General features: G+C 35.7%; 13 protein-coding genes. 4 read left to right on the top strand and 9 right to left on the bottom strand.

Going from position 1 to position 23,207, the window contains the following annotated elements:
- Nucleotides 1-10: 10 nt before the first annotated feature.
- The 4 genes from sufD to ACFIKI_RS02625 all read right to left on the bottom strand — a co-directional run bounded on the left by sufD (nt 11) and on the right by ACFIKI_RS02625 (nt 5,027).
- Nucleotides 11-1,273 carry a Fe-S cluster assembly protein SufD gene (sufD, locus tag ACFIKI_RS02640; RefSeq protein ID WP_375623237.1) on the bottom strand — a complete coding sequence of 421 codons (1,263 nt, stop codon included), beginning with the start codon at nt 1,271-1,273 and terminating at the stop codon, nt 11-13.
- 11 nt (nt 1,274-1,284) lie between these two features.
- Nucleotides 1,285-2,040 carry a Fe-S cluster assembly ATPase SufC gene (gene sufC, locus ACFIKI_RS02635; protein WP_375623289.1) on the bottom strand — a complete coding sequence of 252 codons (756 nt, stop codon included), beginning with the start codon at nt 2,038-2,040 and terminating at the stop codon, nt 1,285-1,287.
- Nucleotides 2,041-2,201: 161 nt separating this feature from the next.
- Nucleotides 2,202-3,713: a Fe-S cluster assembly protein SufB gene (gene sufB / locus ACFIKI_RS02630; protein WP_375665558.1), complete on the bottom strand. Its 1,512-nt coding sequence runs from the start codon at nt 3,711-3,713 to the stop codon at nt 2,202-2,204.
- A gap of 138 nt (nt 3,714-3,851) precedes the next feature.
- Entirely contained in the window at nt 3,852-5,027 is a 1,176-nt protein-coding gene (locus tag ACFIKI_RS02625; RefSeq protein WP_375665557.1) for a cysteine desulfurase family protein, read from the bottom strand.
- A gap of 159 nt (nt 5,028-5,186) precedes the next feature.
- Here ACFIKI_RS02625 and ACFIKI_RS02620 point away from each other — a divergent pair, with 159 nt between their 5' ends.
- The 3 genes from ACFIKI_RS02620 (at nt 5,187) to ACFIKI_RS02610 (ending at nt 8,122) form a co-directional block, all read left to right on the top strand.
- A complete protein-coding gene (locus ACFIKI_RS02620) occupies nt 5,187-5,867 on the top strand; it encodes an alpha/beta hydrolase (protein WP_375665556.1) in 681 nt (226 codons plus the stop codon).
- Nucleotides 5,868-6,176: 309 nt separating this feature from the next.
- Nucleotides 6,177-7,430: a tyrosine--tRNA ligase gene (tyrS, locus tag ACFIKI_RS02615; RefSeq protein ID WP_375665555.1), complete on the top strand. Its 1,254-nt coding sequence runs from the start codon at nt 6,177-6,179 to the stop codon at nt 7,428-7,430.
- Nucleotides 7,431-7,636: 206 nt separating this feature from the next.
- On the top strand, nt 7,637-8,122 hold the full coding sequence (locus tag ACFIKI_RS02610; RefSeq protein ID WP_375665554.1) for a peroxiredoxin: 486 nt from the start codon (nt 7,637-7,639) through the stop codon (nt 8,120-8,122).
- A 339-nt stretch (nt 8,123-8,461) separates the two neighbouring features.
- Here the strand turns inward: ACFIKI_RS02610 and prfB are convergent.
- The 3 genes from prfB to ACFIKI_RS02595 all read right to left on the bottom strand — a co-directional run bounded on the left by prfB (nt 8,462) and on the right by ACFIKI_RS02595 (nt 13,626).
- A protein-coding gene (prfB, locus tag ACFIKI_RS02605; protein WP_375665553.1) for a peptide chain release factor 2 occupies nt 8,462-9,590 on the bottom strand; the annotation gives its coding sequence in 2 pieces (ribosomal slippage) (nt 8,462-9,520 and nt 9,522-9,590; 1,128 coding nt in all).
- A 172-nt stretch (nt 9,591-9,762) separates the two neighbouring features.
- The gene (locus tag ACFIKI_RS02600; RefSeq protein ID WP_375665552.1) at nt 9,763-12,228 is read right to left on the bottom strand and encodes a penicillin-binding protein 1A; all 2,466 of its coding nucleotides are present in this window, start codon (nt 12,226-12,228) and stop codon (nt 9,763-9,765) included.
- 168 nt (nt 12,229-12,396) lie between these two features.
- Nucleotides 12,397-13,626, bottom strand: a complete 1,230-nt coding sequence (locus ACFIKI_RS02595; RefSeq protein ID WP_375665551.1) for an N-acetylmuramoyl-L-alanine amidase — start codon at nt 13,624-13,626, stop codon at nt 12,397-12,399.
- A gap of 586 nt (nt 13,627-14,212) precedes the next feature.
- On the opposite strand from ACFIKI_RS02595, the gene ACFIKI_RS02590 reads away from it, so the two are divergent.
- On the top strand, nt 14,213-16,846 hold the full coding sequence (locus tag ACFIKI_RS02590) for a ribonuclease E/G (RefSeq protein WP_375665550.1): 2,634 nt from the start codon (nt 14,213-14,215) through the stop codon (nt 16,844-16,846).
- A gap of 87 nt (nt 16,847-16,933) precedes the next feature.
- Here ACFIKI_RS02590 and ACFIKI_RS02585 read toward each other — a convergent pair whose 3' ends face one another.
- Nucleotides 16,934-17,545 (bottom strand): invasion associated locus B family protein, encoded by a 612-nt coding sequence (locus ACFIKI_RS02585; protein WP_375665549.1) that lies wholly within the window; start codon nt 17,543-17,545, stop codon nt 16,934-16,936.
- A 2,157-nt stretch (nt 17,546-19,702) separates the two neighbouring features.
- Nucleotides 19,703-23,203: a transcription-repair coupling factor gene (gene mfd / locus ACFIKI_RS02580; protein ID WP_375665548.1), complete on the bottom strand. Its 3,501-nt coding sequence runs from the start codon at nt 23,201-23,203 to the stop codon at nt 19,703-19,705.
- Nucleotides 23,204-23,207: the final 4 nt, after the last annotated feature.

Genomic DNA, 23,207 nt, shown 5'->3' with positions numbered 1-23,207 from the left:
TTCTCCTCCCTTAAACATTTTTTTCAAGCCATTTACCAATGATATTCTCTAAAACAGTTTGAATATGATCTTGCTTGATGTCATCAATAAGTTCAGAGATAAATCCTTTAATCAAAAGTGCACGAGCCGTTTTAAATGGAATACCGCGCGCCATGAGATAAAAAAGATAATCATGATTAATATTAGCAACTGTTGCACCATGACCGCATGCAACATCATCAGCAAAAATCTCTAATTCAGGTTTTGCATTAAATTCTGCCTTATCTGAAAGGATAAGGCTATTACAGGCCATACGTGCATCTGTTTTTTGCGCTTTTTGAGCAACACGTATTATCCCTTGAAAAACACCTACAGCCTTATCTGCAACCACATTGCGTATAATTTCCGTTGAGGTTGATCTTTCGTCAAGGTGACAAACAGTCATTGTAAGATCACTATGTGTTTGCCCTGATAATAAATTTATAACGCGTAATTGAAAATCAGATTCTTCTCCCTGTAACTTAACATCGACTTCCTGGCGATTTAGTTGACTCCCTATATTAATGACATAAAGTGATAATTTCGCTCCTTGATCAAGAATAGCACGAAATTGACCAAACTGTGTAGAATTAAAATCACGATTGCGAATAAGAATCCACGTAACATCACTCTCAGCAGCAATATTTAATGAAAATATTGAACTGACAAAGGTATCTTTATCATTGCCAACCTGATGTTCAATAAACACAACCTGACTATTTTTATCAACTTTTATATCAGAAAAAATATGAGATTGTCCGCCCATTTGTATATTTTGTAGTTCAATGGGTATATTTAACTTTGTATTTTCAGGAATGTGAAAAAGCCAACCATCCGTAACAAAAGCTGTATTTAACTGTCCAATAAAATCCTCATCAGAAATGTTTTGACTTATCTGTACAGAATTATCTTCTAATGCTTCTGAAAGGCGTTTTACTGTAATATTGTCTACCTTGGACTGTGTCGATGTTTTTCCATTGTTCATAGAAAAAACAGCGCTTTCTGAAAGTAATGCCTCAACCGATTGATTGTCTTGGACTTTTGAAAAATTACTAACAGACTTTAGTAATGTGCGCAGATTGGTATAGTGCCAACTTTCGATTTTACGGGAAGGAAGCCGTGTCGTTTGAAATCGTTCAATAGCTTTCTTGCGAATTTCCTGCACGGCTTTATTACCAGGTAAGTCGTTTGCATACTGATTGAAATTATTGAGTATATCTTCTTCAACCGCTAATAAGTTTTGCTGTGCATTCATATTTAATAACCTCAAACCGCTTCTTTGATAAGATCAGCATAACCATTTTGCTCTAAATAAAGCGCCAAGGATTTGTCTCCGCTTTTGATAATTCGTCCTTTATAAAGAACATGTACCGTATCAGGAATAATATAATTAAGCAGCCGTTGATAATGGGTAATCACCAAAAATGAACGTTTTGAATCCCGAAGTTTATTAACACCATCTGCAACAATTTTTAATGCATCAATATCTAAACCAGAATCTGTCTCATCTAAAATGCAAAGTTTAGGTTCAAGAAGTGCCATTTGTAAAATTTCAGCGCGTTTTTTTTCCCCACCTGAAAAACCTACATTTAATGGACGCTTTAGCATATCCATATCTATTTCAAGTTTGGCTGAAACTTCTTTAACACATTTTATAAATTCAGGAATTTTAAGTTCTTCGCCACCTCGCGCTTTGCGTTGAGAATTCATCGCAACTTTTAAAAATTCCATTGTTGCTACCCCTGGTATTTCCATTGGATATTGAAATGCAAGAAAAACACCATATGCAGCACGTTCTGCTGGATCCATTTCTAAAAGTGATTGTCCATTATAGAGAATATCTCCTTCTGTTATTTCATAATCATCACGACCAGCAAGCAAATAAGATAAAGTTGATTTTCCGGCTCCATTTTGTCCCATGATAGCGGCAACTTCTCCATCTTGGACTGTCAAGTTTAAACCACGAATAATTTCTGTATCGGTTTCAGCAATACGGGCGTGCAAATTTTTGATCTCTAACATCATTTAATCCTGTTTTGGCTGTTTTTTCAGATACCAATGCTGTGTTCTTTCGCCTTAGCATCCATCTACTTTTGTAATTACCATAGAGGTCATTTTTAGCATTATGTGCTACCGTTACAGCCTTTTTACATAAAGTCTTCTATTTATCTCATTAAATAAAATTATCCAACACTACCTTCAAGGCTAATACTAATAAGCTTTTGTGCTTCGACAGCAAATTCCATGGGAAGTTTTTGAATGATCTCTTTTACAAAACCATTTACAATTAATGCGATAGCTTCTTCTTCGGGAATTCCTCTTTGCATAACATAAAAAAGTTGGTCATCGGAAATTTTTGATGTTGTGGCTTCATGTTCAAACTGAGCTGTTGCATTTTTTGCTTCAATATAAGGAACTGTATGCGCACCACATTCATTCCCGATTAATAAACTATCACATTGCGTAAAGTTACGAGCATTTTGTGCTTTTCGATGCGCCGTGACTTGTCCTCGATACGTGTTATTTGAAAAACCAGCAGAAATACCTTTGGAAATAATACGACTGGATGTATTTTTTCCTAAATGAATCATTTTTGTACCGGAATCAATTTGTTGATGACCGTTTGCAACAGCAATAGAATAAAACTCTCCACGCGCGTTCTCACCACGCAGTAAGCAGGATGGATATTTCCAAGTAATCGCAGAACCGGTCTCAACTTGTGTCCATGAAATCTTAGAGTTATCACCTCGACAATCTCCACGCTTCGTCACAAAATTATAAATACCACCCTTTCCATCTTTATCGCCAGGATACCAGTTTTGTACTGTAGAATATTTAATCTCTGCATTTTCAAGGGCAATAAGCTCAACAACAGCAGCATGGAGTTGGTTTTCATCACGTTGGGGTGCTGTGCACCCTTCAAGATAAGAAACATAGGAATCCTCAGCTGCAATAATTAATGTTCGTTCAAACTGACCTGTATTGCGTTCATTAATCCTAAAATAAGTTGAAAGCTCCATAGGACAACGAATTCCTTTGGGAATATAAACAAATGAACCATCTGTAAAGACAGCTGCATTTAAGGCAGCATAATAATTATCACTCACAGGCACAACTGTTCCTAAATACTCTTTAATAAGCTCAGGATGCTCAATAATGGCCTCTGAAATAGAGCAAAAAATCACACCAGCACGTGCCAATTCTTTTTTAAATGTTGTCACAACAGAAACAGAATCAAAGACCGCATCAACAGCCACCTGCCCCGATACAGACATACTGTCATCAAAAGTGGAGGGATCAGACTGTTTTCTTACTCCTGCCAAAATCTCTTGTTCTTTAAGGGGAATGCCAAGTTTTTCGTACGTTGCTAATAACTCAGGATCCACTTCATCCAAAGATTTTGGTCCTGTATGATTTTTTGGAGCAGCATAATAATAAAGCTCCTGAAAATCAATTTTAGGATATTCAAGACGCGCCCAATGAGGCTCTTGCATCGTCAGCCAACGGCGGTAAGCCTTTAAGCGCCATGTTAGCATCCATTCAGGCTCATGTTTTTTAGCGGAAATAAATTTGATAATATCCTCATTTAAGCCTTTTGGAGCTTTATCGGTTTCAATATTGGTTTCAAAACCATATTTATATTGGTCAACATCTATTTCACGTACTTGGCGTATCGTTTCTTGTACTGCCGGCATAAATTTTCTCCATTTTTTGGCGTCAAAAACCGGTAACTAAAGTCTTGTTTTTTACAAGATTAAAGTAAGCAAGTTATCTCTAGGCTATAGGTAAAGTGCAAAAATTTCAATCAAAGTTATTTTATCTTTAAAATAATTCTAATTTTTATAACTTTCTGATGATAAATCTTCCTCTTTTTTTCTGCTTATAATTTGAGAAAAAAACAATAGAAAATCATCTATATCTTCAGAAGTTGTATCACGTCCTATTGAAATGCGAATGGCACCATTTGGAACATGATATCCCATTGCCTCCAAAACTCTGCTTTGTTTTACTTTTCCAGAAGAACAAGCAGAGCCAGCTGATACAGAAAACCCTTCTAAATCAAAAGCAATTTGCATCGTTTCAGCTTTTATATTTTTCACGGTAAAGTAAGTTGTATTTGGCAAACGTTGAACTCTTTTGCCAAAAATCTCAACATTTTTACTTATTTTTTGTAGTCCATCTTCTAATTTATTGCGTAAATATATTAACTGTTTTATTTCCTCCTGTGTGAAGCAATCAGTCATTGCTGCCCCAAAAGCAGCAATAAGGGGCAATGCTTCTGTTCCTCCACGGAGACCTTTTTCTTGTCCTCCCCCAATAATAAGAGGGTGTGGCATGAGAAGATTACCACATGAAACAAAAGCACCGATTCCTTTAGGACCGCCAACTTTATGTGCAGACAATATAAAAAAGTCTCCTCCTAGCTGATGAATGTCCACAAAATTTTTATCTACATATTGTGTCAAATCAACTATAAGAGTGCCTCCTAAATCCCGAACAATAGCAGCGATTTCTGTTAATGGTTGAATAACACCCGTTTCACTATTTGCAGCTTGAATAGCAACAAGAGGTAAACCTTTTGTTTTATCGTGAACCGTTAAGAGTGATGTTAATTTATCTTGTTGTATGAGCCCATCTTGATCAACATCAATGACGCTTATCAACTCTTTAGAAAAACGTCCTCCCTCTGCAACAGAGGGATGTTCAGTCGCTCCAAGGTAAAGATGAGAAAATTTAACTTTTGCTTTCCCCAAATTGTAAAAGGGTGTTAACAAAGTCATTGCGGCTTCACTCGCACCAGAGGTAAATACCACGTGATCTGGATCTGTTTTAAGATTTTCAGCGATTTGCCGACGGGCCTTTTGCAACAAAGTTTTAGCGGCACGCCCTTCCTTATGAACCGATGATGGATTACCAAATATCTCTAAAGATTCCAGTAACGCTATCCGTGCCACTTTTTTGAGCGGTGTTGTTGCGTTATGATCAAAATATCGGCGTTTTATAACCATTTTATATCGCAATCATTAATCTTATAAATTGATTAAAAAATAGCGCAATCTTCTTGAAAAGTGCACTAAAAAAAGAATATCTAATAATTATTTAAGAGATTCTATGGTAAAAGTCGACCAAGGTCAATGAGAGCCTTTTATTGCATTAAGGAGCATTTTATGCCAGAAATTATTTTTAACGGTCCCGCGGGTCGGCTCGAAGGGCGTTATCAACCTTCACAACAAAAAAATGCACCCATTGCGATCATTTTGCATCCTCATCCCCAATTTGGTGGAACTATGAATCATAAAATTGTCTATGACCTCTTTTATATGTTCCAACAACGTGGCTTTACAACTTTACGTTTTAACTTTCGTGGTATTGGTCGCAGTCAGGGTGAATTTGATTATGGAATAGGAGAACTTTCAGATGCTGCTGCTGCTCTCGATTGGGTGCAAACACAACATCCAGATTCTAAAAATTGTTGGGTAGCTGGATATTCATTTGGAGCATGGATTGGTATGCAGCTTTTAATGCGCCGACCGGAAATTGAGGGCTTTATCTCAGTTGCTCCTCAGCCTAATGTTTATGACTTTTCATTTCTTGCCCCTTGTCCTTCCTCTGGACTTATCATTCATGGCGGTATCGATAAAGTTGCTCCCCCAAAAGATGTTCAAATACTTGTCGATAAATTGAAAACACAAAAAGGTATCATCATCACACAAGAAATATTGGAGAAGGCTAATCACTTTTTCAGTGGATGTCATGAAGAACTTATTGAGCGATGTGCCCACTATTTGGATAACCATATCACCAATGAACTTCTCGCTCCTCCTCCTGAAATACTTTCACTAACTTAGGAAAATACAAAAACTTCATAAAAAACAGCAAACGTCACTTCTAACCATAACAAAGTAATTTGTTTTTACAGATTGCATTTGCAACTTTTCTAAATTTTGTTTCAGAATAGAAATTAGGATAAAGAATTTTTCTCTCTATTACTGTGGAGTGTTTTTGTAGCGTAAAAAAGGAATAATATCTGTATTATTTACAATATATTTCATTCTCTTGTGATATGGGCATTATTTATGGTAGATAACACATTATTGAGCCGTTAATAATCACTTATTATATAAAATGAATACATTCTAAATTAGGAAATTAAATCTGTGTTTGCCTTTAAATCTGATTTTTTACACATTATGAGTGAACGTGGTTTTATCCACCAAATTTCGGACGAAAAAGGCTTAGATGATCTTTTTTCAAAAGAAACTGTAAGCGCTTATACTGGATTTGACCCAACAGCATCGAGTTTACATGCTGGAAGTCTTCTTCAGATTATGATGCTTTATTGGTTACAAAAAACAGGTCATCGCCCCATTGCTTTAATGGGCGGAGGAACAGGATTGATCGGTGATCCTTCCTTCAAAGACGAAGCGCGACGCCTTTTGACACAAGATGATATTGCTGCAAATATTGATGGTATTAAAAAGGTATTTGCTAACTATTTGACATTCGGTGACCGTGAAACCGATGCTTGTATTGTGAATAACGCGGAATGGTTATGCAATTTAAACTACTTAGAGTTTTTGCGTGATGTAGGAAAACATTTTTCTGTCAACCGTATGTTGTCATTTGATTCTGTCAGACTCAGACTTGAGCGTGAACACTCTTTATCCTTCCTAGAATTTAATTATATGATTCTGCAAGCTTATGACTTTGTTGAACTTTATAAACGTTATGGGTTGCGTATGCAAATGGGGGGCTCTGATCAATGGGGCAACATTATTAACGGAATCGAATTAGGGCATCGTTTAGGAACACCACAATTATATGCGTTAACATCACCATTGCTGACAACCTCTTCTGGTGCAAAAATGGGGAAGTCATTGAATGGTGCTGTATGGCTAAATGCAGATATGCTTTCACCTTATCAATTTTGGCAATATTGGCGCAATACAGAAGATGCCGATGTTACACGATTTCTAAAGCTCTATACTCCATTGCCAATGGATGAGATTCTCAAACTTTCTCTATTACAAGGAACTGAAATTAACGAAGCAAAAAAAATTCTTGCAACAGAAATTACAGCAATGTTGCATGGACGTGCTCTTGCCGATGCAGCAGCAGAAACGGCTCGCAAGACGTTTGAAGAAAAAACTCTGGGAGAAAATCTTCCAACTGTTGAAATTAATGCCTCAGAATTAAAAAAAGGTGTTGGATTGCTCACTCTTTTAGTACAAGCAGGACTCGCTAAATCTAACAGTGAAGCGCGCCGACATATTCAAGGTGGAGGGGTACGTGTTAATGATCAAATAATAAAGGATGAAACACACCTTATTATTGAAAAAGATGTCACTGCAGAAGGCATCATTAAAATTTCCTTCGGAAAGAAAAAACATATTTTGATCAAACCGCTATAATCTATTGATATTTCATTCATTTTATATTTATATCCATGATATTTCTTGCGCTTTCTCCTCTCATTTTTTAATGTAATCTTATGACAGAATAATTTTATATGATAGCGAAAAAGTCTTTGAAATAATTCTATTCTAAAGAGTTGAAACTTTATTCCTTCTCTGTATGCTAGTAATTGATCTTTGTGCTCAAAAAGAAAGATAAAAAAATGATAAAATCAATGAAAGGTACTCTTGCTCCTGATTTTAATTTACCACGCGATGGAGGAGAGACAGTGTGTCTTTCTGACTTTAAAGGAAAAGCTGTTGTTTTATATTTCTATCCCAAAGATGATACAAGTGGATGTACAAGCGAAGCACTTGCTTTCACACAATTAAAGACGAAATTTGATGAAATTGGTGTTGTTGTTATTGGAATCTCTCCAGATAATGTAAAAAAACATGATAAATTTAAAGTAAAGCATGAACTTGATGTCATCTTGGTTTCTGATGAAGAAAAAACAACCCTCGAAGCTTATGGTGTTTGGGTTGAGAAAAGCATGTATGGACGCAAATATATGGGAGTTGAACGGAGCACTTTTTTAATTGATGCAAATGGAATAATAGCAGAAGAATGGCGCAAAGTAAGCGTATCTGGGCATGCTGAAAATGTTTTAGCTACTGCAACACTTTTATATCATAATGGTAACTTGTAAATTGAGTGTTTGATTTACCTTAAAAAGCAAAAATTATCCTCCCTAATTGATTTTAGTTTTTCCACGGATTCAATTTTTACAATATATTGATTGATAAGGATAATGAATTGTTTTACATTTATATTAGTCCCCCGAATATCGCAAAATTTTCTGATTTCAGATTTTTCCTATCACTTGCAATATCATAAGCAGAATTGGTATGTGAGAAAAAATTGAAGAAAGGAACAAGAAAATCCCCCTTTAGACCTTTAAAGTATCAAAGGCTATCATAACATCACAACATCAATAAAATGAACAGCTTAAGAAAAAATCTACATGGCTTGAAGGAAGGATATATAATTAACGAATATCCTCAATTTCTTTGTCTTGTCCATAAATACGCCGTGCGAGTGCTGCCTCTATAAATGCATCTAAATTACCATTAAGTACGGATTGTGGATCCGTATTTTCAATTCCTGTACGCAAATCTTTGACAAGCTGATAGGGTTGAAGAACATAAGATCTAATTTGATGTCCCCATCCAATTTCTGTTTTAGAAGATTCAACAGCATTCGTCTCTTCTTCTCTTTTTTTGAGTTCTTCTTCATAAAGACGTGCACGCAACATCGACCAAGCCGTAGCGCGATTTTTATGCTGAGAACGCTCAGTTTGACATTGAACAACAATACCCGTTTTTATATGTGTGATGCGAACAGCAGAATCTGTCGTGTTAACATGTTGTCCTCCTGCTCCAGATGCACGATATGTATCAATACGCACATCTGCCTCTGAAACATCAACTTCAATATTGTCATCAATAACTGGATAAACCCAAATGCTCGCAAAAGAGGTATGGCGCTTTGCATTCGAATCAAATGGGGAAATCCGCACCAAACGATGAACGCCTGATTCTGTTTTTAATAGTCCGTAAGCATTATGCCCTTTTACAAGAATAGTCGCTGACTTGATTCCTGCTTCTTCTCCATCATGAATTTCTAAAATTTCAACCTTCATTTCATGCTGCTCAGCCCAGCGCATATACATACGTAAGAGCATAGAAGCCCAATCTTGGCTTTCTGTTCCCCCTGCTCCAGCATGAACTTCTAAATAGCTATCATTAGGATCTGCCTCTCCTGAAAGAAGCACATCAATTTGCCTTTTATCTATTTCACGTTTAAGATTACGTATTGAATTTTCTGCATCAGCGATAATTTCAACATCACTTTCTTCTTCGCCCATCGCAATAAGCTCAATACATTCTTCAAGTGTTTTTGTAAATGATAAAAGACCATTGATTGAATCATCAAGACGTTGACGCTCACGCATCATATCCTGTGCTCGTTGTGCATCATCCCATAATGATGGATCTTCCGCTTTTTGATTAAGATATTCAAGACGCTTTAGTGATTGATCCCAGTCAAAGATGCCCCCTTAGCAATTGTATTGCTTTCTGGATTTCATCAACTAATGTTTCTATTTCTGCTCGCATAATTTAACACCGTATTTTTAAAAACTCTTTTTGGTTGTGTCTCTTAGCATTTTATACAAATTTAATAGCTTTTATTAGAAATATGGTACAGTTCTATCACTCTATTTACAGAACCGACATTGTAAAAAAAGAGATAAAAACCATGACTCATGGCAAAAGGAGATTTTGTCGATTAATACAGCCCACCTGTCCCACTTTCAAGAGCTTTATTGACTTGTGGAGAAGTCGTTACTGCAGGAACACCTTCTTGAAAAGAATTTGTACTTCCAATGACTTGATAGATATCAGCAGGACCAGTCCCTGGTTTAAATGCTTCTATAATGACATCTTGATCTCCTCTTTCGGCAAGCATTCCTGTTTTCCGATTAATTGGCATTAAAATCATACCCTTTGGCATTTTAAAGGGAACATTTGGCTTCCCTTTAAGAGCATCTGCCATAAAATCACCAAAAATAGGAGCAGCTAATGAACTTCCTGTTCCATTATATCCTAACGGAGCTGGTTGATCGTACCCAACAAAAATACCAACGACAATGTCAGGAGTAAATCCCATAAACCAAACATCTTTAGAGTCATTGGTTGTTCCTGTTTTAGCGGCAATATGTCGATTAAGATAACGTAAACGTGCCGCAGTACCACGCTGAACAACCCCTTCCATCATCGATGTAATTTGATAAGCCGTCATAGGGTCAAGAACTTGATCTCTTTCATCAATCAATGTGGGTTCACTTTGATTATTCCATGAATTCGTATTACAATTTTCGCAAATACGATCATCATGACGATAAATTGTCTTCCCATAACGATCTTGAATTCTGTCTATCAGAGAAGGTTTAATAGAGCGTCCGCCATTGGCAATAACAGAATAAGCTGTAACCATCCGTAATACTGTTGTTTCACCAGCCCCTAACGCCATGGGAAGATAAGGCTGCAATTTATCTACGATCCCAAAGCGTTCTGCATATTCAGCGACAAGAGGCATTCCCATATCATTGGCAAGTCGTATTGTCATAAGATTACGAGAATGCTCAATACCATAACGCAACGTTGAAGGTCCTGCAAAGGTACCTCCATAATTTTTGGGTTGCCAAACTTCACCATTATATTGACGAACTTCAATGGGGCCATCTAAAACAACAGATGCTGGTGTATATCCGTTATCAAGAGCTGCCGCATAAACAAAAGGCTTAAAAGCAGATCCCGGTTGGCGATAAGCTTGGGTTGCACGATTAAATTCAGATGCTGCAAAAGAAAATCCTCCCACCATCGCAAGAACACGCCCCGTATGAGGTTCCATAGCAACAATTGCTCCTTCAACCTTTGGAATTTGTTGTAAACGATAAGTGTTGTTTGTATTGGATAGTTTTTCAACAAAAATGACATCCCCGACTTGCAGAACATGAGATAAATTCTGAACAGTTTTTGGATAACCATTTTCTTTTACAACATGGAGTGCCCATTTTGAATCAGCTTCAGATAAAACAGCAATTTCCCGTTTTGGGGATAATATACCTGAAGCTTCGCGCTGTGGCTGTAAACCAATCTCTACTTTGTTGGGATCAGTAGAAAGAACAACAGCTAAACGCCATTCAGGAACATCACTTAGCCCTGTGATATTTGCAAGTTCTGTCCCCCAATCACCTTTCTCATCAATATGCGCATAAGCTCCACGCCATCCTTGCGCATGATCAAATCTAATTAATCCATTGTGCAAAGCACGTCGCGCAATAAGTTGTAAATGCGGATCAAGCGTTGTACGAATGGAAAGCCCACCTTCATAAAGTGTTTTAGCCCCATAGCGATGTATTAAACGACGCCGCACTTCTTCAGTAAAATAATCAGCCGCAAAAACATAGCTATCACTCCCACGTATTGTCGCTCCTAAAGGTTTAGCTTTCGCTTTTTCACCTTGTTCACGCGTTACATATCCATTTGCAATCATCCGGTCTATAACCCAATTACGCCGTTCAATAGCACGTTGTGTATTCTTAAATGGATCATAGTTTGCTGGTCCTTTTGGAAGAGCAGCCAAATAAGCACATTGTTCTAGCGTCAGATCATTGACGGATTTATTAAAATAAGTCAAAGAAGCCGCTGCTATACCATAAGTGCCACGACCCAGATAAATTTCATTGAGATAAAGTTCGAGAATATGATCTTTTGAATAAGTTTTCTCAATACGCATTGCTAAAATAGCTTCCTTAAATTTACGTTCTAACGTTGTTTCTGAACTTAAAAGGAAGTTTTTAGCGACTTGTTGCGTTATAGTTGATGCACCCTCTGGACGTCTTCCAGAACCAATATTACGAATATTATTGATCAAAGCGCGAGAAAGTCCTTCAGGATCTAAACCAAAATGATGATAAAAGTTTTTGTCTTCAGCCGAAATGAAAGCATTTATAACAAGCTTTGGTATTGATTGAATCGGTAAATAGAGGCGATGTTTTGTTGCAAACTCTGCCATAAGACGGCCATCAGAAGCATGGACGCGGGTCATTACTGGCGGCTCATAAAGTGAAAGAACTTCATAATCAGGGAGTGCATTTGCTTGACCACTGGTCATAACACCCCACGTTATTGCACCACAAAGTCCAACAGCAATACAAAAACGAAGAAGGTATCTTAAAAAAATCATCATAAAAACGGTTATCGCTTTCTTAAGAATTAATTAAAGAAAAAAATACGTTACTTCAAACACACCAAGTGGATATCACCACAAGATTGAGATCAAGAGAAATTGTTTTCTATCTTTTATTTATACTAGGTACACTAGAAGCCCATATTGATACTCTATTTTCTCACAAATTTAAAGAGGCTGTATCATTTTCTGTCTATAATCAGCAAATTGACGAATAGAATGAGCAATAGAGGCTGCCATTTGTTTTCTCCAATGAGGATCATTTAATAACTTTTCGTCCTCTTTATTGGATAAATAACCTATTTCTATCAAGACTGAGGGTATATCTGAAGCTCTTAAAACTTGAAAATTAGCGTACCGATGTGGGTTATTAATCAAGTTAATATGATTCTTTGATAAACTTGAAATAACACTATTTGCAAAATTAACCGAAAATGTATGTGTTTCACGTCGTGTAAGATCCATCAAAATATCTGTAACTTCAAGCGTTTCATCTGCAGGCAAACCATCAAGCAAATCAACTTTATTTTCATTTTCAGCTAAAGATTTTGCAATGGCATCAGAGGCTTTATCTGATATGGTATACACTGTGGCACCGCGAAGAGAATGTACATCAATCGTATCCGCATGAATAGATATAAAAAGATCAGCATCAAACTCTTGCGCTTTTTTAACTCTTTCACTTAGTCTTAAAAAAATATTGGAATCTCGTGTTAAAGAAACGGTAATATGAGAATCCTTTTGTAATTCGTCTCGCAATGCACGCGCAAAGTCTAAAGTCACATCTTTTTCTAAAATTCCAGTAACACCCTGTGCACCACCATCAATACCACCATGACCAGGATCAAGAACAACACGGAAATTATATGCTGGCATTAGCTGTGTTTTTGTATCAAAATTGCTTCTTTGCTGTTTTTTTAATATCTCATCAAATTTTTCTTGTGTACTTTTACGAATATCAATCAGCAACTGCCATAAACCATTATTTAATTTTTTTACGACATTTTTTTCAACCACAAAAACCGTTTTACTTGTCAAAATAATGCGTGAAGTCTGTATGTCAGAAAAAGCATAACGCACATCTGAAAGCATAATGGATAATGTATTCTGTTTCTTTAAAGGTGTATTTTGCATTGAAAAATCAATTGTAGGTAAATTGATCACCAAACGTGCCGGCCTATCCAAAATCTGTAAACGAACATTTGGTTTTAAATTAAAAACCGCAATAATACGCGTATGAACACTATCACCAATGGTTCTAAAATTAATAAGTCTTAGAGGATCTGCGGCTTGAACACTGGTTTGGAGTAGCAAAAAAGATAATAAAAAGTATGTGATGAACACAATAACATCCCCATAAGCTGTTTTCAGCTTTTTGGTAAAAAAAACTCTTATCATAAGCAAAATACTCTACACTACCTTTGTAATAATTTATCTTGGTTATATAAAATGATACACCAATTTATTCTCTATTTTTCAAGAAAAGCTAAATAAACACCCAAAAACGAAATTAAAGTCATAAAGATATTATAATTATACATGATTTACATTGTTACTTGCCAAACGCATGATATCAACATAAAAGAATATTTATGCTTCCTAGCTGATAATAGTCATCTAAATTATCTGTAACTCATATTAAGTTGTCTTTAGAGTTTTTTTGCCTATTATGCGTTGAGACTTTTTTATGGATGAAAAATTTCTATGTTATAACATTAGGATTGCATTACTTAAGATTCGTTGGTTCGGATATCCGAACTGTTTTAAAGATTATTTTACCGGAGACTTTTAAGAAATATGAGTCATAAAAAACAGATGGAAATAATGATGAGAAATGGTGTAAATGCAGTCATGCCTCTGCACGTGGTGTTCCGTCCTGTTTTTCTGGTACCTCCCTTTTATGGCAGACAGCCTTTTATGTTTACGAATAGTTATAGCGTTCGTTTGAATAAAATTGTGCATGTCGCCTTCAGGATATTAACTTATGTCAAACAAAATGCTTATAGATGCCTCCCATCCGGAGGAAACTCGTGTTGTTGTTGTTCACGGCAACAAAATTGAAGAACTTGATTTTGAATCAGAACATAGAAAACAGCTCAAGGGGAATATTTATCTCGCACGGATTACGCGTGTGGAACCGTCTCTCCAAGCAGCTTTTGTTGAATATGGTGGAAACCGCCATGGTTTTTTAACATTTTCTGAAATTCATCCTGATTATTATCAAATTCCTATTGCTGATCGCCTTGCTCTTCTTGAAGAAGAGGAAAAAGCAGCTGTAGGAGAAAATTCTGTAGATAGCTTTACGGAAGAAGCAACTAAAAATAAAAAACGCTCCAGAAGAACAAAAAAAAATGGAAAAAACAATGTCATAGCAGCCGATATTGAAAGTGACATCACATCTGAAGCGACAATAATTGATAATACAGAAGAAGCATTAAATGCCGATATCTCTGATGATGAGATCGAAATGGTCGGTGCTGAGGACATCCGTGAAGAGCTTCCAATTTATCAAAGAAAACAAGGGCGCCAGTATAAAATTCAAGAAGTCATTAAACGACGTCAAATTTTGTTGGTACAAGTCATCAAAGAAGAGCGTGGTAATAAAGGTGCTGCCCTTACAACATATCTATCTCTGGCTGGTCGTTACTCTGTTCTAATGCCCAACACAGCACGTGGTGGTGGTATTTCACGAAAAATTACGAACATACAAGACCGTAAGCGTCTTAAAGAAATCGTAAAAGAATTAGCCGTTCCAAAAGGTATGGGCGTTATCTTACGAACTGCTGGTGCCAATAGAACAAAAGCTGAAATTAAACGTGATTATGAATATCTTATGCGGTTATGGGATACTATTCGCACTTTGACACTCGAGTCAACGGCGCCATGCCTTGTCCATGAAGAGAGTAATCTCATCAAGCGTTCTATACGAGATCTTTACAATAAGAACATTAGTGAAATTCTTGTCTCTGGAGACCAAGGATATCGTGAAGCGAAAGACTTTATGCGTATGCTCATGCCAAGTCATGCAAAAGTTGTGCAACCTTACCGTGATCCTACGCCCATTTTTGCACGAAATAATATTGAAATTCAACTTGATAAAATGTTGCAACCACAGGTTTCTTTAAAATCTGGTGGTTATCTTGTTATTAATCAAACAGAAGCACTTGTTGCTATTGACGTAAATTCTGGCCGCTCTACGAAAGAATTCTCTGTCGAAAAAACAGCCTTACAAACTAACCTTGAAGCTGCTGAAGAAGTCGCGCGTCAATTACGCTTGCGTGACCTTGCTGGTTTAATTGTGATTGATTTTATTGATATGCTTGAAGAACGCAATGTGAAGCTGGTCGAAAAAAAATTAAAAGATTGTTTAAAAAACGATCGTGCTCGTATTCAAGTAGGTCATATTTCACACTTCGGCCTTTTAGAAATGAGTCGTCAACGTATTCGCATATCGGTTTTAGAAAGTACAACACAGCCCTGCCCACATTGCGCAGGAACAGGAAATATACGTTCTGAATCATCAATTGCGTTGCATGTCATGCGCTCAATTGAAGAATATCTTCTTCATAATTCGCAACATAATATTATCGTGCGCACCCCCGTAGCAACAGCACTTTATGTATTAAATCATAAACGCAACATTCTTGTTAATTTAGAAGCTCGCTTTAAGCTTAATATTAGTATTGAAGCAGATGATCGTATTGGAACACAACATCTTGTTATTTCTAAAGGCTCAATAGCAGAGAGAACTTCTCAATCTTCATTGGAAGATGACAATAAGCAAGAAATTGAAGATTCTGTTTTCATAAAAAGTGAATCTATTGAAAAAAATCCTTCTCCCATTGAAACAAACCAAAAGCGTCGGCGCAAAAATCGTCACGGTGAAATTACTGATCATTCTCTCTCCAACGTTCATAAAAAAGAAGATACCTTGAATGATGATTCTTATCGTCGAGGACGTCGTCGAGGACGTCGTGGTGGTCGACGCAATCAAGATAATAGTTTTCATCAGATTCGCGTTCCTTATGCAGAACCAGTGGGAGATTTTGCTAAGCAAGCTTTAGCAGAAATTAAAGCAGCGCATCGCAAACGTCGTGTTTCACCTGCTAAATCTTTTGAACTTGAAGAAACAAAAAATAATACACACGCTCTAGATATACAACAACAGAGTGAATCTGAAAAAATTGATAAAAGTATTAAACCTAAAAAACGTAAAACACATTCTTCAAAAGTAGTAGAAAATCAACTTCCTTTAGAGAATGATCAAAATATTGCAGAACAAAAATCTCCTGAAGAAAAACCTACAACCAGTTTTATGCGTAAAACTAAAACAAAAAAAGCAGATAAAGCTATTCATGAGGTAGAAGATAAAACTCTTGAAAAGAGTAAAAAATCAACACGTGGAACACGTAAAAAATCATCTTCTAAAGAGATAACGCAAATACAAAAAATATTAGAGAAAGAAACTGTAATCGAGATGGAGGAAGTTGTCGAAACCTCTCCTTCCCAAATCGAAGAAACAATTAATCAACCCGTTGTTATTTCATCAACGCCTAATGATTCTTCCAAAACTGAACGTATTGGGTGGTGGAAACGCAGAATTGTTTCGGAAAATTAAGGATTTAAAAAACCGCCACAGAAAACTGTGGCGGTTCAAATAAACAATTATAGAAAACGTTTCGATCAATTCTATGGTGTGGGTTTATTATTTTTGTTTTGCTTTTTCTTGCTCAGCCCGCATACGCTCTTCAATTTCTTTTTGCTTTGATTGAATGGCTTGCTGTAGCTTTATTTGTTCTTGTTGGAAATCTTTTTCCTCCATACCAGGACCGGTATAGGCTGCTGTAAACCCATTAAGAGAAAATTCAATAGGATTAGCTGAACCACGGAAATTAACTGTGGTTACCACCATTTTTATACCACTTTTCATAGCGGCTATAAGCTTATCATCTAAGACATCATTAGCAATACAACTTGGTCCATTACAAATAATATAAGGAATTTTTTTAGAGAACTCGTCACCGATTTTAATGTGAACACCTTCTGGCAAAAAACGACCTGTAGGTACTTGAATACCTATACGTTTCTCATTTTGCTTTCCTTTTATTTCAACAAGATTAAAAGCCGTTAAAGGTTGTCCCGTATTCGATAATACAGTATTCATTGTATTACAAATATCAACATCATGCTGCTTACTGCAAACTTTGTACCAACCTTGTGATAAAGTTTGCGCATTTGCAGAAAGACCAGCTATAAGAAAAAGGGCAACGGCTCCAACTAACACTGAAACAGCAGAATAAACATTTTTATGCGACATGATTAAGTCAATCCTTTCAACGCACTCCTAAGTAATTTAAAAATATTAAATATAATCCCAACTTAATTTATTACTTCAATATATAAAAAAAAGTCAAATTTAGAGAAAAAATACAACGAGCCATTCTAATTTTTATACACTCATATAATTCCCCTCTTCATCACATTGGTATTGGATACAATCTATCTATAAAATACCTCTGTGCATTTAAACTAAGATTACACAAACGAATCAATATTGCAATATTAATTAAAATAAACTCTGATACTACTCTAAAAAACTTACTAATTAAACTTTTTACATTTATTACTCTTCATGTTAAGCTTATAGAGCCTTAGCAACAGGTTGTTGCAATGCATGAAGCTCCAAAATATCAGATAAATTTTACTGTTTTCCTTATGTGCCTCGTGTGATACACAAAAACAAAATCATCTACGATATTATTGAAACATTTAATGAATTAAAACTACTGATTGTCTAAAATTTCTGCATAATTGTAAGAGAACTTTTTCCTAATGAACAATTTTCTGCCCTTGTTTACAAAATAATAGTGATACGCTTTTGTAATAAAAATTTTATATTCCATAGCGTTTAACTAAAAAGTTTAGTTTAAAAATACGGTACTAAAGAAGTGCTTTTTTCTTAATTAAACAACACATTTTCTTAGAAGAAAATCTATAACTGCTGAAAATATTTTATTTATAATAAACTTTCTTAAAATATAATAACATATTAACTTATAATAATAATTTATCTTTTTTCTATATTGTATGAAAGATCCTAATAGCGCAAACCTCTCTTATGTTGAATCAATAAAATTTATCCACTTGTACATCACAAGCGGAGTTAGTTTTATAGATAAAACTACTGAACAAAGGAAAACCTCCCTATGAATCATCTCACGTGCCTAAAGCCATAATAAATTTATGCTCATATATTAAACATCTATTATTGCACTTCTGTACAAATATCATCTCTCAGTTTTATAACGTGAATAAAAAATATAGCTTTTATCAATTTCTTTTAAGTTATTTCTTAAATAAAAGAATCTACTAAAATGATAAATTCTTTTCATCTTTCACAATATCAAAGATATAAATCGTTAATGATTTAAGTTTTAAGAAAAAATGAATTAAAAATATCATTTTGTTTCTCTATATAACACAACTTAGAGCTATAAAATATCTCTCTTATCATATTAATGAAACAAGATTTATGATATGAGATGTATCGTCATTAAAATAATTAAACAGATAAAAATAAAAAACTACAAGCACAAAAAATTATGCATAAAAAGAAAACATAAAAAAGATATATGATTTTATTATTTAATATATATATTAAATCTTATATGATAAGAACAATAGATAATATCTTATATGCATAAAATTACTTTATTATAAATAATCTTAATTTCTCTGTATTTATATGAGATAATTTTTCATTATCTCATCATCACCTCCACTTTTCTCATTCATTCCCCATTCATTAAACGTTTGAGTTTTTTTTTAATAGTCTTTTGCTTTAATCAACTTTTCTTCATACTCTCTCGCTATATGTATTCTAGAGATAATTTTTTGTTTTTTTTTCAGCTAGATCCTGTAATTTCGAACCAAGATTATAATATTCATCCTTCAGAGTTTTCAGTTTTTTATATAACTTATTCCGTTCCTGTAAACGCTCATAGTATTCTGCTTTAGAAATATTTTTTTCCAAATATCCAAATGAGATATACTTTCTTCAATAAATTGTATGCTCTCTTTAATATTCTTTCTTTTGTTTTTTTAATGTTGGTATTGTTCATCAGAAGATAACTCAGCATAAGCGTTTTTTACGCCATGTATTAAAGTGAGTAACAAAAAAACGATAGTTAGACACTTTTGTAATGAAGAAAGCATGCTATCTTTACCTAAATTCTTTCTAAAAAATTTACAGGAGCTTATTAGCTTATTATATTGAAAGTGCTATTTATTGCAGTTAAACCGTCTAATCTATTTCCTTCATTGTATCAATACGTATATAATAAAAACCAAATAAATATATAATGGCTCTTTATTATAAACTTAAATTTTATTCTTATACAAAATCAATAACTGTTTGTTTTTATAGAATTATTTTATAAAAATGAGTAACAATTCTAAAATAATAAAGATATTTTTAAACAGAATGTTGTTCTGCCATTTCGACAAGCTGTGTCATAATATTCGCTGCTCCAACAAGCCTTTCATCCGCTGTGGACCAATCACGAATAAGAGCAATACTTTGATCTGGTCGGATTTTTGCCATTGAACCTTGTTTCCCAACCCACTGAACAAGAGCAACACTATTTGCGAAATAGTTATTACGAAACTGTATAACAATCCCTTTTGGTCCTGTATCTAATTTTTCTACATGCGCTTTTCGACACAATGTTTTGATATAAAAGACTTTAAGAAGGTGTTGAACCTCAATGGGTAAAGGACCAAAGCGATCAATTAACTCCGCTGCAAATTCATCAATTTGTTCTAAATCATCAAGTTCTGTTAAACGACGATAAAGTCCCATACGTAATGATAAGTCAGGCACGAAACTCTCTGGTATCATCACTGTTGTACCAAGTGAAATTTGAGGAGACCATTGCTTATCTTCATTTAGCTCTCCATCTTTTAATTCAGCAACAGCTTCTTCAAGCATTTTTTGATAGAGTTCAAATCCAACTTCTTTGATATGCCCCGACTGCTCTTCACCTAAAAAATTGCCTGAACCGCGGATATCCATGTCATGGCTTGCCAATTGAAACCCAGCCCCTAAGGTATCAAGAGATTGTAAAACTTTAAGACGGCGATCGGCAGCAGCTGTTAAAACTTTACCAGAAGGAAATGTAAAGAGAGCATAAGCACGTTGTTTTGAACGCCCTACCCTACCACGTAACTGATAAAGGGCAGAAAGGCCAAACATCTCAGCGCGATGCACAATTAATGTATTGGCTGCTGGAATATCAAGACCAGATTCAATAATGGTTGTCGATAGTAAAACATCATATTGCCCATCGTAAAATGCATTCATAATATCATCAAGTTGTCCAGCTGGCATTTGTCCATGAGCCACAACGAATTTCAGTTCTGGCACATGTGTTTTAAGATATTCTTCTACAAAAGCCAGATCAGAAATACGAGGACAAACATAGAAACTTTGTCCACCACGATAATATTCCCGAAGCAGAGTCTCTCGTATAACAAGTGCATCAAAGGGTGAAATAAAAGTACGAACCGCCATTCTATCAATGGGGGGGGTTGTTATCAATGAAAGTTCACGTACACCTGATAATGCTAACCCTAAAGTGCGTGGTATGGGAGTTGCTGAAAGTGTGAGAACATGAATATCACTTTTAAGCTCTTTTAAACGCTCTTTGTGTTTGACACCAAAATGCTGTTCCTCATCAATGATAAGAAGGCCTAACCGTAAAAAATTAACTGCACCACTTAATAATGCATGGGTTCCAATGACAATATCGATTGTACCATCTGAAACACCTTTTTTTACGCGTGCAAGTTCTTTCGCTTTTACAAGCCTCGAAGCATGTCCAATTTTAACTGGTAATCCTTGAAAACGCGAAATAAATGTTTTGTAATGTTGACGTGAAAGCAAAGTTGTTGGTACAACAACCGCAACCTGATATCCATTTAATGCTGCAACAAAAGCACTTCGAATGGCTACTTCAGTTTTTCCAAAACCAACATCACCGCATATCAAGCGATCCATCGGCTTGCCTGAGGCTAGATCGTCTAAAACAGCATCAATTGCATTCATTTGATCTTCCGTTTCTTCATAGGGAAAGCAAGCAACAAACTCATCAAATGGTCCAATTGGTGGAAGTAAAGCAGGCGCAGCACGAGTCATACGCTCTGCAGCTATACGGATTAATTGCCCTGCCATTTCCAATAAATGTTTTTTAAGCCGAGCTTTACGTGCTTGCCAAGCAACACCTCCTAATTTATCTAACGTTACCTCTGTTCCTTCTGAGCCATAACGTGAGAGAAGCTCAATATTTTCAACAGGTAAAAAGAGGAGATCACCTCCAGCATATTTAATTTCAAGGCAATCTCGTAAAATTCCAGTGGTTGTGATGGTTTTAAGACCAACAAATTGGCCAATACCGTGGTCGATATGCACAACAATATCACCAGAATTTAAAGCAGAAATTTCAGAAATAAAATTTGTATTATTCTTACGCCGCTTTGGTGATCTGATGAAGCGATCACCTAGGATATCCTGCTCTGCTATAATAGCTAAATCTTCAGCCTCAAAACCATGTTCTATCATGATAACGGCTGCTAATATATGATCTCGTGGTGTTGCTTTGACAGTTTGCAAGGATTTTACAACATCTATTTTTTTTAATCCATGCTCGTCGAGAACTTGTACTAAACGATTCAAAGATCCTTCACTCCAACACGCTAAAAGTACTTTTTTGCCCGCAGCGCGTAAAGATGCGATGTGATCAATAACACTTGAAAAAACATTTTTTTCCTGCGCATTACGCTCTTTTACAAAATCATATCCCTGTTTAACATGTGCGTGAATAACAGTTTGTTCCAAACTTTGTGGAATATTAAAAGGCGAAAAATCAATACGCTGTGAAGATTGTTGCACACATTCTAAAACACGCTCTGGCGTTAAATAGAGAAGACTAGGGTCTATTGGATGATAAGAAGTAGAATTTTCTTTATCATTTTCGCGCTCTTTGCGCGCGTTATAATAGTCTTCAATAAGGCGATAGCGCTCAATGAAAACTTCTTCTATAAGATGCTCAAAAACAAGCGGTAGGTTGCCACAATGGTCAAAAAAAGTGTCAAGCTCTTCATAAAAAAATGGAAGCCAATGTTCCATACCGGCAAAACGCCGACCTTGAGCAATTGCTTCATAAAGCATGTTATTTTTTTGTGATACACCAAATGTACGGGTATAATTGCTTTTAAATCGGCTGATGCGTTCTGGTGTAAGAACAACCTCACTCATTGCCTGTAATAAAAGTTCAGTTTTTTGACGTGTTGTCCTTTGACTTTCTGGATCAAATACGCGGATGCTTTCTAGGGTATCTCCAAAAAAATCAAGGCGTAAAGGTTCAACATCCATAGGAGAAAAGATATCAAGTATTCCTCCTCTTACAGCAAACTCACCAACATCACGGACAACCGTAACGCGTTCAAAACAGTTGGTTTCTAAGAATTGAATTAGTTTTCCCATGTTATTGCGTTGGCCAACATGTAAGTGAATAAGCTGAGCTTCTATCATTTCACGAGGAGGCAACTTTTGCATAATTGCATTTGCTGTAGTTAATATAATTGCAGGATGTGGGTTTTGACGTAAATTTGCTATGCGTGCCAAAGCTGATAGTCGACGGGACATGACAGCAATTCCTGGTGATACGCGATCATAAGGCAAACAATCCCATGCAGGAAATTGAAGTACGGGCAAATTGGGTTCAATAAAATTTAAAACTTGTTGTAAATGCGCAATTTTTGTTCCGTCATGAACAACATAGATGAGCGGTTTGCCTTGTCCAATTTCTGAACTTAACTTAGCAAGCGCAAAGGCTTCAAATCCATCAGTAACGCCATCAAAAATCATACGAACAGGACTATTTTGGGGAATAACAATTTTTTTAAATATAGGCATTGGA

This window comes from Bartonella sp. TT121SHDZB (assembly GCF_042193415.1).
In the GTDB taxonomy this organism is placed as follows: Bacteria; Pseudomonadota; Alphaproteobacteria; order Rhizobiales; family Rhizobiaceae; genus Bartonella.
This window is presented reverse-complemented; position numbering and strand designations above follow the sequence as displayed.

Coding starts and splice junctions, on each gene's coding strand:
- sufD (WP_375623237.1), bottom strand. CDS start 1,273: ATGAATGCACAGCAAAACTTATTAGCGGTTGAAGAAGATATACTCAAT.
- sufC (WP_375623289.1), bottom strand. CDS start 2,040: ATGTTAGAGATCAAAAATTTGCACGCCCGTATTGCTGAAACCGATACA.
- sufB (WP_375665558.1), bottom strand. CDS start 3,713: ATGCCGGCAGTACAAGAAACGATACGCCAAGTACGTGAAATAGATGTT.
- ACFIKI_RS02625 (WP_375665557.1), bottom strand. CDS start 5,027: ATGGTTATAAAACGCCGATATTTTGATCATAACGCAACAACACCGCTC.
- ACFIKI_RS02620 (WP_375665556.1), top strand. CDS start 5,187: ATGCCAGAAATTATTTTTAACGGTCCCGCGGGTCGGCTCGAAGGGCGT.
- ACFIKI_RS02610 (WP_375665554.1), top strand. CDS start 7,637: ATGATAAAATCAATGAAAGGTACTCTTGCTCCTGATTTTAATTTACCA.
- ACFIKI_RS02600 (WP_375665552.1), bottom strand. CDS start 12,228: ATGATGATTTTTTTAAGATACCTTCTTCGTTTTTGTATTGCTGTTGGA.
- ACFIKI_RS02595 (WP_375665551.1), bottom strand. CDS start 13,626: ATGATAAGAGTTTTTTTTACCAAAAAGCTGAAAACAGCTTATGGGGAT.
- ACFIKI_RS02590 (WP_375665550.1), top strand. CDS start 14,213: ATGTCAAACAAAATGCTTATAGATGCCTCCCATCCGGAGGAAACTCGT.
- ACFIKI_RS02585 (WP_375665549.1), bottom strand. CDS start 17,545: ATGTCGCATAAAAATGTTTATTCTGCTGTTTCAGTGTTAGTTGGAGCC.
- mfd (WP_375665548.1), bottom strand. CDS start 23,203: ATGCCTATATTTAAAAAAATTGTTATTCCCCAAAATAGTCCTGTTCGT.